This window comes from Nocardia sp. NPDC059229 (genome assembly GCF_042754165.1).
Taxonomy (GTDB): Bacteria; Actinomycetota; Actinomycetes; order Mycobacteriales; family Mycobacteriaceae; genus Nocardia.
In genome coordinates, this window is the sequence record NZ_JBHZAK010000010.1 from 93,042 (window position 1) to 108,651 (window position 15,610).

Here is a 15,610-nt window from a genome sequence, read left to right on the forward strand (position 1 = left end):
GACCTTGTCCACGACGCGGGGCGTGCTGCGATCGGCGTCGCGTTTTATCCAGCCAGCTCGAGCCGGGCCACCGCGTTGTCGGTGAGCCGGCATACCTCATCGTCGCTCATCGCAAGCGCCGAGTACCCGACGCTGAGGTCGAGGCCACCGAGCCGCTCGTTGGCGATCACGAACAATGACGGGCCGAACATGTCGAGCGAAACGGCCCTGGTGACGTCCTCGAGCGTGTAGGCGCCGTAGCTGGCCTGAAGGCCGGACTCGCCTGTTGTGGTCACAGCAAGTCCGTCGAGGCGCCGGTTGTTCCGGAGCCCTGGGCCGGCTTCGTACCGATACACTTCCCATCCGGGAAACTTCATGATCGAGGCGGACTCGTGGTCCTTGGCCAGCGCGGCGATCAGCTTGAACGAGGCGTCACGGGCGGTTGCCCAGAAGTCGTCGGTTATCGGGTGCTCGGTACGCAGGATGTCGACGTAGCAACCGAAGGTCTCGTGCGCCTGCCCGAGTCTACTGAGGCGACGAAGGTCGACCGTGGTCAACACGGTCATGGCATCGAGCTGGTACCGCTCGCGCATGGCAAGCAGGAAGGCTGCCGTTACCGCACCGTGAGGCGTCGTTCTGTTGGCTTTGATGGCATCCATGAGCGTTGCCGTCACGACGGGCTCGAGGTGACGTGCCAGTACTCGCGTTTCTTTCTTCCGGTCGGGTACCGCCTGCTTGGGCAGCCGAATGGCCGGCGTATAGGTGGTCTTCTTGCCACTGCCGGACTTGTTGGGCAGGCCGGCCTCGATCGGCGGGGACAGGGTGGTGTGGAGCGGGTATTCCAGTTGCGCCGCGGCTGGATCGGCGAGGAATTCGAGAAGCTGGCGAGCGAACATGTTGGCGGACTGGGCGTCGAGCACCGCGTGATCGGCGCAAATGACGATGTGGTTGAGGTCGGCGTCGGGCGACTGCCGCACCAGCGTTATCCGCACACGCGGATGGTTGCCCTTCGGGATCGGTGTGCGGATGTCAGAGGCGAAAACCGTGCGCCAAGCGTCTGGGTCGGTGTCGTCGAGCACCTTCAACGGGATCTCCGTTGTGCCCTCGGTGTCGAACCAGGGCTGGCGATAGGCGAAGAACGGCATGTGCCGCCAGACCAGCTTGCCGTAGCGGATATGAGCGCGAAGGATAGGGTGCTGGGTCTGTAGCCAGGCGAGCGCGCGCTTCACCAGCGCCGGATCGAGGTGGCCGCGCACATGCAGCACCTGCATGGTGATCAGCCCGCCATGGACATGCAAATGGCTGAGCAGTTGTTCCTTTTCGCCCAGCGGGCGTGTTTCGCCCAAGCTTTCCTCCCACGTTTTCGAATACCATTCCAGGTCGCGATGAAATTGGCTAGCATGCCGACTACATAAGGGGCTCGAGTGATGAACGATATCGAACGACCGATAGTCGAGTATATCTCCGCCATGGTGGCCGAAACCGGCGGTGCGCCGGTCGATCGCGAGACCCCTTTGCTCGAGGCAGGCCTGCTGGACTCGATCAGTTTGGTAAAGCTGGTGTATTTCCTCGAGGAGCGATTCAAGATCAGCATCCCGGACACGGAGATACGGCCGGAGCTGTTCGAATCGCCTGCGAACATAGCGGCCTATGTTTCGCAGCGAGCGGCTCAGCCCGCCTAGAGCTCGCGCAGCCGCGCGCGGAGCACCTTGCCGGCCGCGCTCCGCGGCAGTGCGTCGATGAACGCGATCTCGTCCGGGACCTTCTGAACCGACAGCCTTTCCCGGGCATAGCGGATCAACTCATCGGCCGACACCTCCGCCCCTTTGACGACAAACGCGATCAGCCGATTGCCGTTGCGCGAGTCAGGGAGACCCGCCACTGCGGCTTCGGCGACAGCAGGCAAGGCCATGAGCGTCTCCTCCACCTCGATGGGGTCGATCTTGTAGCCGGATACCTCGATCAGCAGCTTGCTGCGTCCACGGATGAAGATGCGACCTTCTTCATCGAGCGAGGCAAGATCGCCGGTCCTGAACCAGCCCTCATCGAACGCCTCGGCATTGGCCACGGCATCGCCGAGATAGCCCTGCATGAGCGAGGACGATCTGATTTCCATCTCGCCAACGGATGGGCCGAATTCGGTGTCGAACGGGACGATGCGGACGCTGGCGTCGCCCGCGGGCTTGCCCACCGATGCCCAGCTCGCGTCGAGATCGGCGGAGTTGTTGTGCGAGAACATGCTCGCTTCGGTCGAGCCGTAATCCTGACGAAGTGGGGTACCAAGGCGCTCGCGCACCGCTTCGAAGATCGGCCGTTTCAGTGCGACGCCGCCCGAGAAGGCCAGGCGCATCCTGAGGTCGAAATTGCCGGTCTGACCGGTGACGATTTCGTACATTGCCGGAACGGCGCCCATGACGGTGACGTGCTCGCGGACCATGGTGTCGAGCAGCTTCTTGCGCGAAAGCGCCAGCGGCAGGCGATCGCTCCAATAGAGCGTCGTTGCACCGCCGGCGACGGTTTGCGTAGCGCCCAGTAAGAAGCCCAACGAGAAGTTGCCCGGCAGAATGTCCACGACGATATCGTCGGGCTGAATTTCCCAGGCTGTGCTGGCCCGTTCACCATCAGCGACGAGCTCGGCATGGGTGTGCGGCACCACCTTGGGCAACCCGGTCGAGCCGGACGAGAAGAGGTAGAGCGCCGTTGTGTCGCCTCCCAGCTTCGGCAGCTGGGCGGTTGCGCTTCCTTCCGGAAGGGCGCTCGTCAAGAGCAAGGGAATGCCGGGGGCTGCATCTGCGATCAGCGTCTCGGCAACAGCGGCAAGACCGGGAGTCGAGATGACTGCGCTGGGTCCGGTCTTTTGCGCGAGTGCGGCAAGTTCGGCTCGCGTGGCCGTCTCGCCCAGAGGCATCGCGATGGCGCCGATGGCGAACAGCGCGTGGGCGGTCACGAAAAGATCGGGCGAGTTCGGAATCAGCAGGGCAACGGGATCACCGCGCCCGATGCCACGGTCGATGAAGCCGGCGGCGAGCCGGCCGATCCGCTCGACCAAAGCCGCGTAGGGCGTAAATGCCTCGCCCTGCCGCAATCCGCTGGTGCTCGGTGCCCGCGCTGTCAGCGCTAGCAGATTGTCGTAGATCATCTCTACTCCGCGGGGTCCGCCCCCCTGCCCGTAAGGATAGAAGTGGGATGCGCCATCTACAAGCCGTCAGCGATCATGCCAGCAAGTCAGGTGGAACACGCCGGGATCGAACATCAAAGCTTCTGTCAGTTTCAGACCGAGCCTTTATCGTGGTCGCCATTTGAAAAGCCGGATGCCCCCGCCAAAAGGGCTAGCGAGACAAGGAGGCTCAGTTCAAGTCCAGGCGATGGCCACTCAATTCGAGCCTGCCACAATCGATTTCCGTGTCCGCGACGAGTTCTTCTCCGGTGACGACACCGCGCTATCGATCGTCGAAGACCAAGGGTCCGAGTGCTCTCGAGCTCGGCGCCGGGAAGCAAACGAAGCAAACAGGCACTCAACTCGGCATGGCAGACCCTGCGGTCGGGCAACCAACGGCATGGAAATGCGCTGCGGCTGTACAGTAGTCGAGCCGAAATGACCCGGGTGTTTCGACTATCGGGGTAGTTCGGGCATGTCGAAATCCAGTGCGGTTGCGAGGTTTATCGTTCTGCGCGGAGTGATGCATTGCCGGGTCAGGCTTTGCAGATCAAGCCTGTCGTGGCGGGCTTGGAACAGGAACACTGCGGCGGGATGCTGTCGTAGCTGATCGGTGTCGAGTCCGTCGACCGTGTGGTGGGCGGCGGCGACAAGAGCGGGGAACGCTGACTGGACCTCGGCTGCCCATTCCTCGACCGCTGTCAGCCAGGCGTGGGTGGCGGCATCGGGTGTCGAGGAGAATCGTGCGGTTGCCTCGCTGAGTTCCGGCCAGGTGTAGTCGGCCCACGGTTTGGTTTTCAGGACTGGCAGCTGCCATTGGCGCCTGACTTGTAACCAGTGATCGGTATGCGCCGGCACCGAGTGAATCGTGAAGTCCGGCAGGCTGAGTGCGGTCAGGGTTCCGCCGTGGCAGGCCCCGGTGTCCAGGCCCAAGATCCGGTTGCCGCGAATCAGTGGCTCGTTGCCGGTTACGTGGTGTCCGAACACGATTGGCTTGGCATCGGTGTAGTGGTCGTGCCAGACGCTGCCCGGGAACAGAGCGCTGAGTTCGCGCTCACCGCGAGTGGAACCGCAAAGGACCTCCGCACGCTGGCCGGCGAGCGGCATGCCGGGCACCATACCGGCATGGACGACGCGGACATGGTCGTTTTCGAAGTAGTACGGAAGCGTCCGCATCCAATCGACCATGTCGGCATAACCATCGCCGGTCTGCAGTCGGGTGATTTCCTGGGCGTAGGAGAAGATCCCGCGGACGTGTTTGCGTTCGTGGTTGCCCATGACCACGACCGAGTTCGGGCGTTCACGAAAAAACTGACCACCTCGTGTGGTTTCGGGCCGCGGTCGACCAGGTCACCGACGCTGACGAGGAGGTCGTCTTCGGTGAGTTCAACCTTCTCGAGTAGCTCGAGTAGCTCATCGAAGCAGCCGTGGATGTCGCCGATGATGACGGTGCGCCGCATCCGGCCGACGGTAGCCGCGGATCGGTTCGGCGAGCAAAGGAATATCGCGGCTGTGAACCGCACGGCATTCGGCAGTAACGGATATCTCTGGGCCGCAGCCAGTCTCGCCGCCAGCCACCCCGAGCCGGCCTGTCCGGCCAGCGCGGTCAGCGGCATGAGCCGATGAACCTAATGCTCGTTGGCTGGCAATGCCTTCCACTGCGCAGTGATCTCCGAATCCGTCCACATCGGTAGGTGCCGGCCAGGGCGCACGGTATTGCGGTCATTGCCGGATGTGACTGTGTAAGTACGGCCGAGCCCGCCCGCATCCACGCCGAGGAAGTCCTCGTAAACAGCACCCAAGCCATGATCGTTGTCGTGACCGAGCCAGGAAAGTACAGCCTGCTTGTCGCGGGCGATCGGAGGGACACGTACCGGAGCAACCCAAGTCCCAGCCCGTTCCCCTCGGACGATCTTCTGGGCGACCTCGACGTTCAACGCGGGTCCATTGCCCACGTTCTTCAGGAGCCACCCAGATTCCTCGTCGTAGACGAAGACCAGGACCGGCATCCGCGCGCGCCGGTCGGAGGCTCTCGCGCTTCGGTAGTTCAACAAGAAGCTGACGAGCGCCAAGGCAAACGCGGCACTCGACAAGATTGCCGTGACCATTGGCCAGACACCGGCCTTCCATCGCAGAGGCTTAGGTCTTTGACTCTAGCTTCGGGCCGCGCCTTCAGATGCCCGATCCTCGGCATGAGCGAGCGCTGTGGGAGGCGGGAAGTGCTCTGCCCGTTGATCCTTCGGGGCTCGTGCCGACCGCTCAACGCGGGCAGCGGCTGGGCGTGAATTACTGGCCGAGCCCTGCGGCCATCGCGCTTGCAAGCTCCTGCTGTGAGCACATTAGGGGCGGGATCGGTTGTGGCATCGGCACGGCAGAAGCGGTATTCACAGATCAAGTTGGTTGCCACCCTTATCGTTGTCGGCCTGTACCTCAGGGCAATGACCAGGTTGGCAATCAGCGAGAACGTGAACGACAACATCGTGACTGGTTTCTACGCCCTGGCCCTGTTCGGTACCGCTTCTGTGATCCTTTTGGACGCGGCTGCGCCGACTGCCCCGCGGAAACGATTGACGATGCGCGGGAAAATCGCCGTGTTCATCGCCCTCGGCTTGGTCCTTGCCGGCAATAGCATCGTCTGGTCGATCACCAGCCCGGACACCGTGTGGGGTCAGGTGTACACGCAGACGGTCACGCTCGGCTCCCTGCTCTCTGTCGGATGGGGCCCGAAGCGTCGGTGGCGCTGATATACCCGCCCGCTATCTGCCAAGGTCGGCAACGGCGCATAACCAGCGACTCGAGATGACCTCAGGCCTTGGTCTTTCGATGAACACTCAGGCCACTCAAAACCGCGCGGCTCGCGGCAGAAGAGCACGCGTATGAACGGCCAACCCAACCGTTCTAAACGTGCACTACAGCTGAGGAATTGGCGCGAAACTGCTGTTCTACAGCGGATTGCGCGGGATTGCACCGGTCGTCCGAAACTCAGGCATGAGCGTACGTTGCTCGGGATTGGTGCCGAACGCGTATTGGCTTGCGATAGCTTGCCTCCCGCCGGGTGCCGTGCGGGAGTGGCTGGGAAGGGGTCTGCCCGGCTCTAAGTAGCGGTGCCCTCCTCGCACGGACACCACACACTGCGAGGCAGAAAGAGGGACGCCGGTGACCGTCATCATCGGGATGGATCCGCACAAACGTTCGGCCACCATCGAGATCATCGACTCGGCAGGCCACGTCCTGGCCGTTGGCAGATACGCCACCGACACCGTCGGCTATACCGAAATGCTAACCGCCGCACAGCAATTCACCGAACTCTTGTGGGCGGTAGAGGGATGCAACGGCATCGGCCGCCACCTCGCGCATCGCCTGGTCCACGATGGTGAATCCGTCCTGGACGTGCCCGCGAAACTCTCGGCGAAGGTGCGGGTCTTCGCTACTGGCAATGGCTGTAAACCGACCCGGTCGACCGCAGTGAGCTGTCGAGCTCGACGTCGCGCGCGGTCTCGGGGTTCGGCCAACCTAATCGCCGAGTAGTCGCCAACACTGTGCATCCGCTGCTCACGAAACTCAGCCGAGAGCCGGAGCGGCCAGGTCACCACTCGCTGGAGGCAACGAGCCGAACACCGGTCGTGGTTCGTGCTCGGCGGTGAGATCAGTCGGCGATAGGGCGCATCGCGCGATCCGGCAGGATCCCGGCCCGGACGAGTTCGTCGTAGATCCGCTGCTGCTCATCGTCGAGATTCGAGTACAGCATGTTGTACGCCAGTTCTTCCTCGGCGAGCACCGCGACCGGATCCCAGTCGTCACCGAGCGCCGCGAGGACGGCGCTGCGCCGTCGAACCTCGTCCAGCGTGAGGTCGTAGGCAAAATTGTGGTCGGCCATTTGGCATCTCCAACCAGGTTATTTCCAAAAATGAATTGACGACGATGCCCAACCACGCCGTCTCGGGCAATGACCTGCATCACGTTTCACGGTTGGACTTCGTCACATTTGATGCCCGTCCGCGGACTGGACCGCGGTGTAAATGCGTCCACGTAATCGCCACGACACGTCCGCCGCTGAAATCGGGCGTGGCGACGCCACACCGCCAACAGAGCGGAACCGCCAATGGCCGTCGGTGGCGCCCGGGTGCTGTTGCCGGCCGCCCTGATGCTATTTACTCCGCCGCGAAACCCCCGCACCGATCGAACCCTAACTGGGCCATACGACATCTGCGGCCGGTGACGAGCGCTCGATATTCGGCATTTCCGTGCACTGCTGGCGGGCCCAGTCGGGTGAGATGATCTCAGCCCGTTGATCTTCGGAGCGCTCGCGCTGGCCGGTTCGGCCAGCGCGGTGTGCGGCACGAGCGGATGATTGCGATCGATGGGCCTCGGCAGTAGCCGCGATTCAGTGGTGGAAGAGTCGAACGTCGGTGCGGGCGAGGGTGATGCGGTGTTCGCGGCAAGCATCGGCGATGACGTTTGATTGGAGAGCACCGCCCGGCTCGATGACGAGCTCAACCCCGTGGTCGGCAGCAACGTCGATGTTGTCCCGGAACGGGAGATACCCGTCGGAGACCAGTGAGACGCCCGCGAGCTGACGGGCCCAGCTGACCCGTTCGGCCTTTTCCAGGAACCTGTGGGATCGGGTGAGGCTCGAGACGAGCTCACGGGATTGTTCGGAAGTGAGAGTGCCTGCGGCGGTGGAGATCTGCCGATTCAACCGTTGCTGACGCGCCATCGTCGCAGGCAGTGGCATCTGTTGAACGGCGGGGTGTCGCCGCGTCCACCAGGTGCGTGCCTTACTTCCGGCGAGCAATGTGCAGTCGATTCGCGACTGCTGTCCGGCACCGACACCGATAGTCATGCCGTCCCGGACGTAAACGACGGAATTGGACTGGGTGTACCGGGCGGTCACCATGCCCAGCAGTGCATCGATCGTCGCGTTGCGGCTGATCGGGTCGCCGACAGCCACATGCAGCAGATCTTCGGTGATCGGCAAATGATCGCGGTCCTGTTCGAAGCTGACGCCGAAGACAGTTCGAACCTCCGACCTGGGTGGCTGGAATGCGGGATCGATCTCGAATACAACGAATCGCCCACCCTTCTTGCGGCCCAGTGCCGCTACGGTTCCAGGGGCATAACCCGGCGCGATGATGCCATCGGAGACGACGGAGGCCAACAGTTCGGCGAGTTCGTGATCAACCGGTTCGGACACCGCGATCATGTCGCCGTAGGACGAACGAGGATCGGCGTCGCGCGCCCGCACATAGGCCGCCGTGATCGGGCCGAGCGAGCTGTCGCCCAATCCCCAACTGTCACGCATGGTTTCATCGAGGTCTCCGGCGAGCGCGGCACCGGCCGGGGACACGTGCTTGAACGATGCCGCAGCCGCCTTGCCTGTGGCGCGACTGGCCTCGGCGACCAATTGCCAGGCGTTGAGCGCATCGAGGTAGTTGATCATCGACGCTGCACCGTGCACCACTCGAATATGGTCACCACCAGCCGATACCCGCGCGTTTTGATGTGGATTCATGCCGTAGCGCAAGTCCATTGCCATACCCCGTCTCTCGTCTCGAGATGGGGAGCACCCAGGCGTACGACACTCCGATACTGCGCTTCCTCGTGGTCGGCCCACGCAACGCCAGTCGCGATCGACCACACGCTAACCCATGACAGATCGAACATCCAGACGGAGCAAGACGCACAGGATTTCGGCATGTGTGCGCTCGCACGGCAGGCCCCGCAGCCGGTTCTAACCACACGACCAGCGGGGAGAAGAGCACGCTGCCATACGCGCACGAGCGGCCAACCCAAAACCGTTCTAAACGCGCACTACAGCTGAGGAATTGGCGCGAAACCACTGTTCTACAGCGGATTGGCGGGATTGCACCGGTCGTCCGAAACTCGGCATTTGCGTGCACTGCCGGCTGCCGTACGGCGCTCGGGCCGTTGGGCTTCCGACGCCGCACGCCGGCCGGTCGAACAGCGCGGGTGGCGGTATTTCCCGTACGTTCGCGCTGTATGGCGACACGGGTCTACCGGTGGGCTTCGGTTCGACCGTCTGCGGCTGCGGTGAGCCGGCGGGCCAGGGCGCGCACGGCGTCGTTGAGTGCGTCGGGGTGTTCGATGACGAACGGGCGGTTCAGGCCGGCCAGGACGGGGGGAATCCAGTCGAGTTGTTCGGCTCGGATTCTGACCCGGACCCACGGGTGGGTGTCAGGGGGTGGTGAGTCGATCTCGTGCACGGTCGCGATCGCCGCGGGGAGCAGTGGGCGGACCTGGGCGAGGGTGCCCTGAACTCGGATCGATACCTCGTACCGATAGGGCGCCGTGGCAAGTGCGGACAGCAGATGCGCGGTCGGCTCGAATCCCGCTGGCGGAGTGAACGTTCCGGGCAGTGTTGTCACCGCCGTGATGCGGTCGAGCCGGAACTGACGTAGTTCGTCACTGTTGCTGTCCATCCCCGTCAGGTACCACCGGCCGGAGTGGGCGACGAGCCCGTATGGGTGTACGGTCCGCTCACTGCGGCGCCCGTTCCGGTCGGTGTAACCGATCGCGACCGGTCGGCGCTCGCGGGTGGCCTCGGCGAGCCGGAGAAGGACCGCTGTCTCGACAGCAACCTCCGAGCGGGCGTCGGCGGTGAATTCGGCAGTGTTGATCAGTGCGTCCAGCCGGGCCGTCAGACGTGGGGGCAGAACGCGACGGAGTTTGGCCGTCACGCTGTCGGCCGCGTGGGCGGCTGTTGTCGATTGACCGACGCCGCGGCTGGTGAGGAGTCCGAGCAACACAGCCACCGCTTCGTCATCGGTCAGCATCAGCGGCGGCATTCGGTATCCCGGGGCGAGCCGGTATCCCCCGTAGCGGCCCCGCACCGATCGAACGGGGATCTCCAGGTCTGTGAGATGGGTGACGTATCGCCTGACGGTGCGTTCATCGACGCCCAGCCGTCCGGCGAGTTCGCCGACGGTATGGGTGCCGCCGGCCTGCAACAGCTCGAGGAGGGCCAGCACTCGGGCGGTGGGGCGCGTCATCAGGAAATTCTCGCATCTATACCGGGCGGAAACTGTCCGGTATCGGCTCTAACGTGGCCTGCGGGCGGCGCAACCTCCGCCCCAACCAACAACAGGAGTACGCAATGAATCTCGTCTCGATCCGTTTGATCACCGGCGACATCCAACGGCTGGTCGGCTTCTATCAGCACCTGACCGGTGTCGAAGCCACCTGGGCTACACCGGATTTCGCTGAGATCGTCACACCGGCCGGCACACTCGCGATCGGAAGCACCCGCACCGTCGCGTTGTTCGCGGCCGGCAGCGCGCGCCCAGCCGACAACCACACCGCGATCATCGAGTTCCTGGTCCCCGACGTCGATGCCGACTACCAGCGATTGCGGAACACGGTCGACGATTTCGTCAACGAGCCCACGACGATGCCGTGGGGGAATCGGTCATTGCTGCTTCGCGACCCCGACGGCAACCTGATCAACCTCTTCACCCCGGTCACCGCGCAGGCCGTCGCAAAATTTGCCCGCTGACATCCGCTCGTCGGCATGTGCATGCGGGCACCTGTGAAGTGCTCGGCCCATCGATCTTCCACAGGCCCGCGCTGGCCCGGCTCGGGCCGCGCACTATGCGGCATAGCGGTCGTGCGTTCAGTGATGGTGCTGAGCGATGGCCAGGATCCACTCCTTAGCCGTAATTGCTTGTGAGCAAAGGTGATTCGAAATTTGCGGAGGATGAAGTTCGATATGTCGGCGGGTCGGGATGGTCGGCCCAACCGACATATCGCAGCACGACCAGTGACACCAGGGGCGTGCGGTCAGCTGTCGGGCATGGCGGTTCGGCGCCGCTCGGCACGGCGGGCGAGCGTATCCACGATTCGATGCCATGCCGGTGACTCCCTGAGGATCAGGGAAAAGACCGGCGTCGGATTCTCTGGCCGGCTGCTGTTGCCTTCGTGTTCGATCTCCCATGTTTCCAGGTCGTTGATGAGCCGATCCACGCGCGGATCGTGCGGATCCCAGTCGACTGATTCATCACATGCGAGATACAGGCGCATCTTGTCGGGGTCGTCGAAGCCGGCGTTCTTGTCCCGTATCCACTGCGGCACCGCATGCGGGTCCGACGCCTGCATCAGGATCGACCAGTCGCGTTCGAGTCGGACGGTCCGTTCGCTGACTCCGAGACTGCGAAGCCGGTTCAGTATGGCGACCATCTCGGGGTGCAGGACAAGCTCTTCGCCGCTTGCCAATTCGGCGATGCGGCGGCGATGCTCGGTGAGCTGCTCGATCTTGGTCTGCAGTGCGGTGTCGATATCGGTGATGGCAGCTGCGAATTCGGTTGGTTGTGCGTGCAGCAGCGCGTCGATGCGGGCCAGCGGCACTCCGGCATCGGCAAGAGTCCTGATCCGGACGAGATCTACCGCCGCCTGCGCGCTGTAGCGGCGATAGCCGGAGGCATCGCGCTCAGGCTCGGGCAACAGGCCGGCCTGGTGGTAGTGGCGGACGGTGCGCACGGTCACGCGGGCGGTCGCCGCGAGCTGGCCGATCGTGAGCACCGTATGCCTCCGGTCTTCGGGAAACATGGCCAAGCCGAGTTTAGGCGCGAGCCACCCGGTCGACGACGTCGTGGATCGCCTGGACCACGACATCGGGGCGTGTGAAGCACAGCTGCTGGTGGCCGACATCGGAGACGACGCGATGTTCCCCGAACGACACCGTGCTCACCACGGCCGTGGCCATCCTCCTCATGCCCTCGTGTATCGCACGTATCGTCTGCTCCGGCATCGACGCCTGCGGGCCGGGGTCGGTGCCCTCGGCGGTGAGCGCGACCACCGGTACGTCGGGAATGTCCGGCCCGGCACGCAGTTCGTCGGCGAGGGAAACCAAGCTGCCCCGCTCGGCGATGCCGACCCGGAGCCATTCGTCGCTGACATGGGCTTCGATCAGCGGCTGCCGCATGTGTTGCGGGTAGTCCGCCACCAGTCCGGCGAACATCTCGTGCAGGGCTGGGCGCATCTGCCGGATCTGCTCGGGACCGGGCGCCGGCTGCCGGCCGGCAGCCGGGCTCGCCGCAGCGGGCATGAAATCCTCCCAGTCGCGGTGGAAGCCATCCAACCAGACCAGCCCGGCCACCTCCTGCGGGTACAACTGCGTGAACCGATGCGCGTAGGCGCCGCCGAGGGAGTGCGCGACCAGGACGTACGGGGCTGCGAGGTCCTGGGCGTGCAGCAACTCGTGTAGTTCCGTCACGACCGCGGCGGCGGTGCGCGGCAGCGGGACCGGATCGCTGTACCCGCTGCCGCCACGGTCGTACACCACCGCGGTGCAGAACTGCGAAACCCCTTGCTGCACAGCGAAATAGTCCAGACCGACCGCGCCCGCACCCGGCAGGAACACGACGGCCGGCCCGCCACTACCCAACCGATGCACGAAAACGCGGCGGCCGTCGACCTCCTGAAACTCCCCGATCGGCGGAGCGGGCCGAGCTGCGGAAGCGATGTTCTCCGTCATAAGGCAAGGGTGCAACCCCGACGCAGCGTCAGGGTCAAGCCTTCCCTGTCACCCTCGGGCTGTCGCGGAGTGGGAAACGAGTGCCAGATCTGCGAAGAGCACTGCGGCATAGGACGTTTGGTAGTGCCGCTGATCTGTGCCGATGATTTGTTCGTGGTGACGCACCGACCATTGTCCGAGCGTTTGCCGATGCCGGGGTACCTGTTCGTCACGACTCCGGACGCAGAACCGGCAACCTGCACCGGCCCCGCCGCTACAGCCGCCGAGATCGCTCGGATCCGCGGGGACCCGCCTGTGGTCGGCATGATGCTGCGTTCCACGGCCGAGATGGCCTCGTGCGATGGGCAGCCTTGCCAGAGGGGCGATTTGCGCGTTCGGACTGCGCGCCGCGTCACCCTCTGACCAGCGTCCGGGGGCGACTGCCCGCAAACTGATTTGTCCGCTCGTCGGAGACGCTCAGTTCCATTTCCGTGGTCCTGCCGACGGCGAACGAGCACCCGCTGATCTTGGTGGATGCTCGTTCGGATCGGGAAGCAGGCCGGCTTGTGCGTTCAGCGCGATTATTCGCGGGTTGCGGGGCCCTCGATCAACCCGTACTCGACAGCGGCGGAGGTGGTGAGTGTCCGTTGCTGTTCGAGGTCGCGACGGATCTGGTCTGTGTCGCGACCGGTGAGTTCCGCAAGTCGAGCGAGCAATGTGTCGAACATGGCTCGCGCGTGTTCGAGTCGCGGTTCGACACGACTGAGCCCGCCCTCCAGACGTACCGATGGCTCCCGCAACACGAACTGGGCACTTCGGTAGGCGTAGCGATGCTCGCATGATGCGAGCACTCCCAGCGCTGCACCGCCGAGCGTGCCGCTCACGTAGGCGCTCACGGGCGCGCGAAGCACGTCCAGCACATCGGTAACAGTGCTGGCGTCGAGCAGATCCGCTTCCAGCCCGTACATTTCGAGCCGGATCGGTCGGGCGCTCTCAGCGTCCAACGTCAGCAACCGAGCGCACAACTCGGTGGCAGCCGCCGCGTCCAAATGCCCACGCGCGATAACCGTCCGCTGCATGAGCAACGCTTCCGCCGGTCCGTCGGGGCGAGGATCGATCCACACCTGCGTCGAGGGCGGCGGGGCCGGAACAGGCTGCGGTTGTTCACGTTTCGCCGGGTAGTAGTTCGGAAACTCCGACGGCCAGGGCTGCCACTGAGAAGTGGGTGTGCTCGTCTCGATTCTCAAGGCTGTTCTCCGATCCGATTCGATTCAGCTCTCGTACTCGTCACTTGCAACGTGATGCGGCTGTCGACCGCAGCGGCGTACCGCTGCAGCGTCGAAGTCCGCACATCGACGTTCTCCGTCTCCAACCGCGCCACCGCCGACTGCGACGTACCCATACGGGCAGCAACTTCGGTCTGCGACAACCCCGCCGCCCGCCGCCGCTCCACCAGTTCAGCAATCAGCCGCGCACGATCCGCCGACATCCTGCGCAGCGCCATCTCCCGGAACCCGGGCAGCACCGGGAGAGGCTCCTCACCCGGCGACTGGCTCACCTCCTCGCTCATACCTACAACGATATCTCACATTAGATATAACGCCAGTTCCTGAACCGAAGTGCGTCAGCTGCACCAACAAGAAGGATCCGACGAAATCCACGATCAGCACCGCCGCGCCTTCCAACGCGGTCATCGGCGAGGGACGGGATTCGGTGCAGATGGACTCGGTGGTGCGCTGAGACTGGGATCGATCACTGCCATGGTCCGCCGCGGCGCGATACCGCGGCGTGTGGATTTCCCGGCGTCCTCGGAGTATCTTCCGTCACCGCGGTAGCAAACACCCACCGGCAGGTTCACTTCTAGTACCTTCGCGAGACTCCGCGGGGAGGACGCACGTTGCCGCCCATGATGATGCACGGCCTGCGGCAGTTGCGGACATTCCGCTGTCCTCGGATCGGCAGGGCCAGTTGACTTTCGCCTGCCCGCACTGGTCGGCTCGGTCTGCACGGAAGCGGCAATTGAGTGCATGCCGGGGAGCGGTTACTCCGGACGTCTATCGGCCCGGCGGGGCTGGTGTACGGGTTATCCGGCCCGTGTACGGATAGTGTTGCCGTCAGTGCTGGGCGGACTTGCCGGTGTACTCGCTCTGGCCGTGGTCGGGGAAATTCTTGCGGCACTTTGGGACACCCGCAATCTGTGGTGGACCGTGATCTCCTGGCGTGGCGGCATCTATCTGTTCGCGTCGGCCGGTGCGGCCAGCGCGACCAGCGGCAGGAGCGGATGTTGCCCCGCATAGCTGCGTCCGAAAGGATGAGCCGCAACGAATCTGATACCGAATGTAGACAGGTGAAGTGATGTCCGCCTCAGCAGAGCGTCAAGCGTCCGATTCCATCGCTGGGAGCCGAGGCACACGAGAATTGCCCAGCCCTAAGGTACTTCGGCTGATTATGAGCGCGTATCCGCCACTCTTGTTCGCTGGTGTGCGCGTCGCTCATATCGCGGACGACTGGACCTCTGTGCGTGCTACCCACAGAGTTCGTCCATGGAACTGGAACCCTAACCGGTCCGCATTCGGTGGCACCTTGTACTCGATGACAGATCCGTTCTTCGGGATCATGGCCCGCGGTCAGCTCGGGCGCGGCTATCGCGTTTGGACGAGCGCTGCAAGCATCGAGTTCATCGCGCCCGGCCGTGAGATGGTGACCGCCTCCATGTCGCTCCCATCTGATCATGTCGCGGTGATCCGTGACGCCACGAGCGATGGCGGAAAGTCGATCACAACTCACACCACCGACATCGTTTCCGATCAAGGTGTTCTAGTTGCCCGAGCCACCCAGCAGCTGTACGTACGTCGCGTCAACCAGTGACCACAATATGGCCCCACCATCTTCAATGCCGACCCACAACGTCCGGCACTCGACAGTAGCGGATGTTTCTGTGCCGCAGTCGGTCTCATCGTCGGCCGTGCCGTGCTGGCCGGTCTGATCAGCGCGGTGCGAGATGG

Annotated in this window: 17 protein-coding genes and 1 pseudogene; 6 read left to right on the top strand and 12 right to left on the bottom strand. The window is 63.9% G+C overall.

Annotated elements, in window-relative coordinates; genetic code table 11:
• Nucleotides 1-44: 44 nt before the first annotated feature.
• Complete coding sequence (locus tag ACFXHE_RS23075) at nucleotides 45-1,325, bottom strand: hypothetical protein (RefSeq protein WP_379386070.1); 1,281 nt, start codon at nucleotides 1,323-1,325, stop codon at nucleotides 45-47.
• Between the two features lie 81 nt (nucleotides 1,326-1,406).
• Between ACFXHE_RS23075 and ACFXHE_RS23080 the strand changes: the two genes are divergently transcribed.
• The gene (locus ACFXHE_RS23080) at nucleotides 1,407-1,661 is read left to right on the top strand and encodes an acyl carrier protein (RefSeq protein ID WP_379386071.1); all 255 of its coding nucleotides are present in this window, start codon (nucleotides 1,407-1,409) and stop codon (nucleotides 1,659-1,661) included.
• Here the strand turns inward: ACFXHE_RS23080 and ACFXHE_RS23085 are convergent.
• The 3 genes and pseudogenes from ACFXHE_RS23085 to ACFXHE_RS23095 form a co-directional block, all read right to left on the bottom strand.
• Nucleotides 1,658-3,118, bottom strand: coding sequence for a class I adenylate-forming enzyme family protein (locus ACFXHE_RS23085; protein ID WP_379386073.1), 1,461 nt, complete (start codon nucleotides 3,116-3,118; stop codon nucleotides 1,658-1,660). The genes ACFXHE_RS23080 and ACFXHE_RS23085 overlap by 4 nt on opposite strands.
• Before the next feature lie 474 nt (nucleotides 3,119-3,592).
• A complete protein-coding gene (locus tag ACFXHE_RS23090; protein ID WP_379386430.1) occupies nucleotides 3,593-4,414 on the bottom strand; it encodes a serine/threonine protein phosphatase in 822 nt (273 codons plus the stop codon).
• Nucleotides 4,415-4,497: 83 nt separating this feature from the next.
• A pseudogene (locus ACFXHE_RS23095) lies at nucleotides 4,498-4,596 on the bottom strand (metallophosphoesterase); the annotation flags it as partial.
• Between ACFXHE_RS23095 and ACFXHE_RS23100 the strand changes: the two are divergent.
• Nucleotides 4,568-4,762, top strand: a complete 195-nt coding sequence (locus ACFXHE_RS23100; RefSeq protein ID WP_379386432.1) for a hypothetical protein — start codon at nucleotides 4,568-4,570, stop codon at nucleotides 4,760-4,762. The pseudogene ACFXHE_RS23095 and the gene ACFXHE_RS23100 sit on opposite strands and share 29 nt — an antisense overlap.
• Before the next feature lie 2 nt (nucleotides 4,763-4,764).
• Here the strand turns inward: ACFXHE_RS23100 and ACFXHE_RS23105 are convergent, their stop codons facing one another.
• The gene (locus ACFXHE_RS23105; protein WP_379386075.1) at nucleotides 4,765-5,244 is read right to left on the bottom strand and encodes a hypothetical protein; all 480 of its coding nucleotides are present in this window, start codon (nucleotides 5,242-5,244) and stop codon (nucleotides 4,765-4,767) included.
• Nucleotides 5,245-5,493: 249 nt separating this feature from the next.
• Between ACFXHE_RS23105 and ACFXHE_RS23110 the strand changes: the two genes are divergently transcribed.
• Nucleotides 5,494-5,880, top strand: coding sequence for a hypothetical protein (locus ACFXHE_RS23110; RefSeq protein ID WP_379386077.1), 387 nt, complete (start codon nucleotides 5,494-5,496; stop codon nucleotides 5,878-5,880).
• A gap of 412 nt (nucleotides 5,881-6,292) precedes the next feature.
• Entirely contained in the window at nucleotides 6,293-6,664 is a 372-nt protein-coding gene (locus tag ACFXHE_RS23115) for a transposase (RefSeq protein ID WP_379386079.1), read from the top strand.
• A 118-nt stretch (nucleotides 6,665-6,782) separates the two neighbouring features.
• Here ACFXHE_RS23115 and ACFXHE_RS23120 read toward each other — a convergent pair whose 3' ends face one another.
• The 3 genes from ACFXHE_RS23120 to ACFXHE_RS23130 all read right to left on the bottom strand — a co-directional run bounded on the left by ACFXHE_RS23120 (nucleotide 6,783) and on the right by ACFXHE_RS23130 (nucleotide 10,146).
• On the bottom strand, nucleotides 6,783-7,013 hold the full coding sequence (locus tag ACFXHE_RS23120; protein WP_379386081.1) for a DUF6400 family protein: 231 nt from the start codon (nucleotides 7,011-7,013) through the stop codon (nucleotides 6,783-6,785).
• A 507-nt stretch (nucleotides 7,014-7,520) separates the two neighbouring features.
• Complete coding sequence (locus ACFXHE_RS23125; RefSeq protein WP_379386083.1) at nucleotides 7,521-8,666, bottom strand: phosphoribosylaminoimidazolecarboxamide formyltransferase; 1,146 nt, start codon at nucleotides 8,664-8,666, stop codon at nucleotides 7,521-7,523.
• 484 nt (nucleotides 8,667-9,150) lie between these two features.
• Complete coding sequence (locus ACFXHE_RS23130; protein WP_379386085.1) at nucleotides 9,151-10,146, bottom strand: helix-turn-helix transcriptional regulator; 996 nt, start codon at nucleotides 10,144-10,146, stop codon at nucleotides 9,151-9,153.
• 104 nt (nucleotides 10,147-10,250) lie between these two features.
• Between ACFXHE_RS23130 and ACFXHE_RS23135 the strand changes: the two genes are divergently transcribed.
• Entirely contained in the window at nucleotides 10,251-10,649 is a 399-nt protein-coding gene (locus ACFXHE_RS23135; protein ID WP_379386087.1) for a VOC family protein, read from the top strand.
• 284 nt (nucleotides 10,650-10,933) lie between these two features.
• On the opposite strand, the gene ACFXHE_RS23140 is transcribed toward ACFXHE_RS23135, so the two are convergent.
• The 4 genes from ACFXHE_RS23140 to ACFXHE_RS23155 form a co-directional block, all read right to left on the bottom strand.
• Entirely contained in the window at nucleotides 10,934-11,671 is a 738-nt protein-coding gene (locus ACFXHE_RS23140; protein WP_379386089.1) for a MerR family transcriptional regulator, read from the bottom strand.
• 40 nt (nucleotides 11,672-11,711) lie between these two features.
• The gene (locus ACFXHE_RS23145) at nucleotides 11,712-12,626 is read right to left on the bottom strand and encodes an alpha/beta fold hydrolase (RefSeq protein WP_379386091.1); all 915 of its coding nucleotides are present in this window, start codon (nucleotides 12,624-12,626) and stop codon (nucleotides 11,712-11,714) included.
• A 560-nt stretch (nucleotides 12,627-13,186) separates the two neighbouring features.
• Complete coding sequence (locus ACFXHE_RS23150) at nucleotides 13,187-13,852, bottom strand: ATP-dependent Clp protease proteolytic subunit (RefSeq protein WP_379386093.1); 666 nt, start codon at nucleotides 13,850-13,852, stop codon at nucleotides 13,187-13,189.
• Complete coding sequence (locus ACFXHE_RS23155; protein ID WP_379386095.1) at nucleotides 13,849-14,175, bottom strand: helix-turn-helix domain-containing protein; 327 nt, start codon at nucleotides 14,173-14,175, stop codon at nucleotides 13,849-13,851. The genes ACFXHE_RS23150 and ACFXHE_RS23155 overlap by 4 nt, the downstream gene beginning before the upstream one ends.
• Before the next feature lie 878 nt (nucleotides 14,176-15,053).
• Here ACFXHE_RS23155 and ACFXHE_RS23160 point away from each other — a divergent pair.
• Nucleotides 15,054-15,473: a DUF4442 domain-containing protein gene (locus tag ACFXHE_RS23160; protein WP_379386097.1), complete on the top strand. Its 420-nt coding sequence runs from the start codon at nucleotides 15,054-15,056 to the stop codon at nucleotides 15,471-15,473.
• The last annotated feature ends 137 nt before the right edge of the window (nucleotides 15,474-15,610 follow it).

What these genes read in the sequence shown, in the direction of transcription:
- ACFXHE_RS23080 (WP_379386071.1), top strand. Translation starts at nt 1,407, where the DNA reads ATGAACGATATCGAACGACCGATAGTCGAGTATATCTCCGCCATGGTG.
- ACFXHE_RS23085 (WP_379386073.1), bottom strand. Translation starts at nt 3,118, where the DNA reads ATGATCTACGACAATCTGCTAGCGCTGACAGCGCGGGCACCGAGCACC.
- ACFXHE_RS23090 (WP_379386430.1), bottom strand. Translation starts at nt 4,414, where the DNA reads ATGGGCAACCACGAACGCAAACACGTCCGCGGGATCTTCTCCTACGCC.
- ACFXHE_RS23100 (WP_379386432.1), top strand. Translation starts at nt 4,568, where the DNA reads ATGTCGCCGATGATGACGGTGCGCCGCATCCGGCCGACGGTAGCCGCG.
- ACFXHE_RS23105 (WP_379386075.1), bottom strand. Translation starts at nt 5,244, where the DNA reads ATGGTCACGGCAATCTTGTCGAGTGCCGCGTTTGCCTTGGCGCTCGTC.
- ACFXHE_RS23120 (WP_379386081.1), bottom strand. Translation starts at nt 7,013, where the DNA reads ATGGCCGACCACAATTTTGCCTACGACCTCACGCTGGACGAGGTTCGA.
- ACFXHE_RS23125 (WP_379386083.1), bottom strand. Translation starts at nt 8,666, where the DNA reads ATGGACTTGCGCTACGGCATGAATCCACATCAAAACGCGCGGGTATCG.
- ACFXHE_RS23130 (WP_379386085.1), bottom strand. Translation starts at nt 10,146, where the DNA reads ATGACGCGCCCCACCGCCCGAGTGCTGGCCCTCCTCGAGCTGTTGCAG.
- ACFXHE_RS23135 (WP_379386087.1), top strand. Translation starts at nt 10,251, where the DNA reads ATGAATCTCGTCTCGATCCGTTTGATCACCGGCGACATCCAACGGCTG.
- ACFXHE_RS23145 (WP_379386091.1), bottom strand. Translation starts at nt 12,626, where the DNA reads ATGACGGAGAACATCGCTTCCGCAGCTCGGCCCGCTCCGCCGATCGGG.
- ACFXHE_RS23155 (WP_379386095.1), bottom strand. Translation starts at nt 14,175, where the DNA reads ATGAGCGAGGAGGTGAGCCAGTCGCCGGGTGAGGAGCCTCTCCCGGTG.
- ACFXHE_RS23160 (WP_379386097.1), top strand. Translation starts at nt 15,054, where the DNA reads ATGAGCGCGTATCCGCCACTCTTGTTCGCTGGTGTGCGCGTCGCTCAT.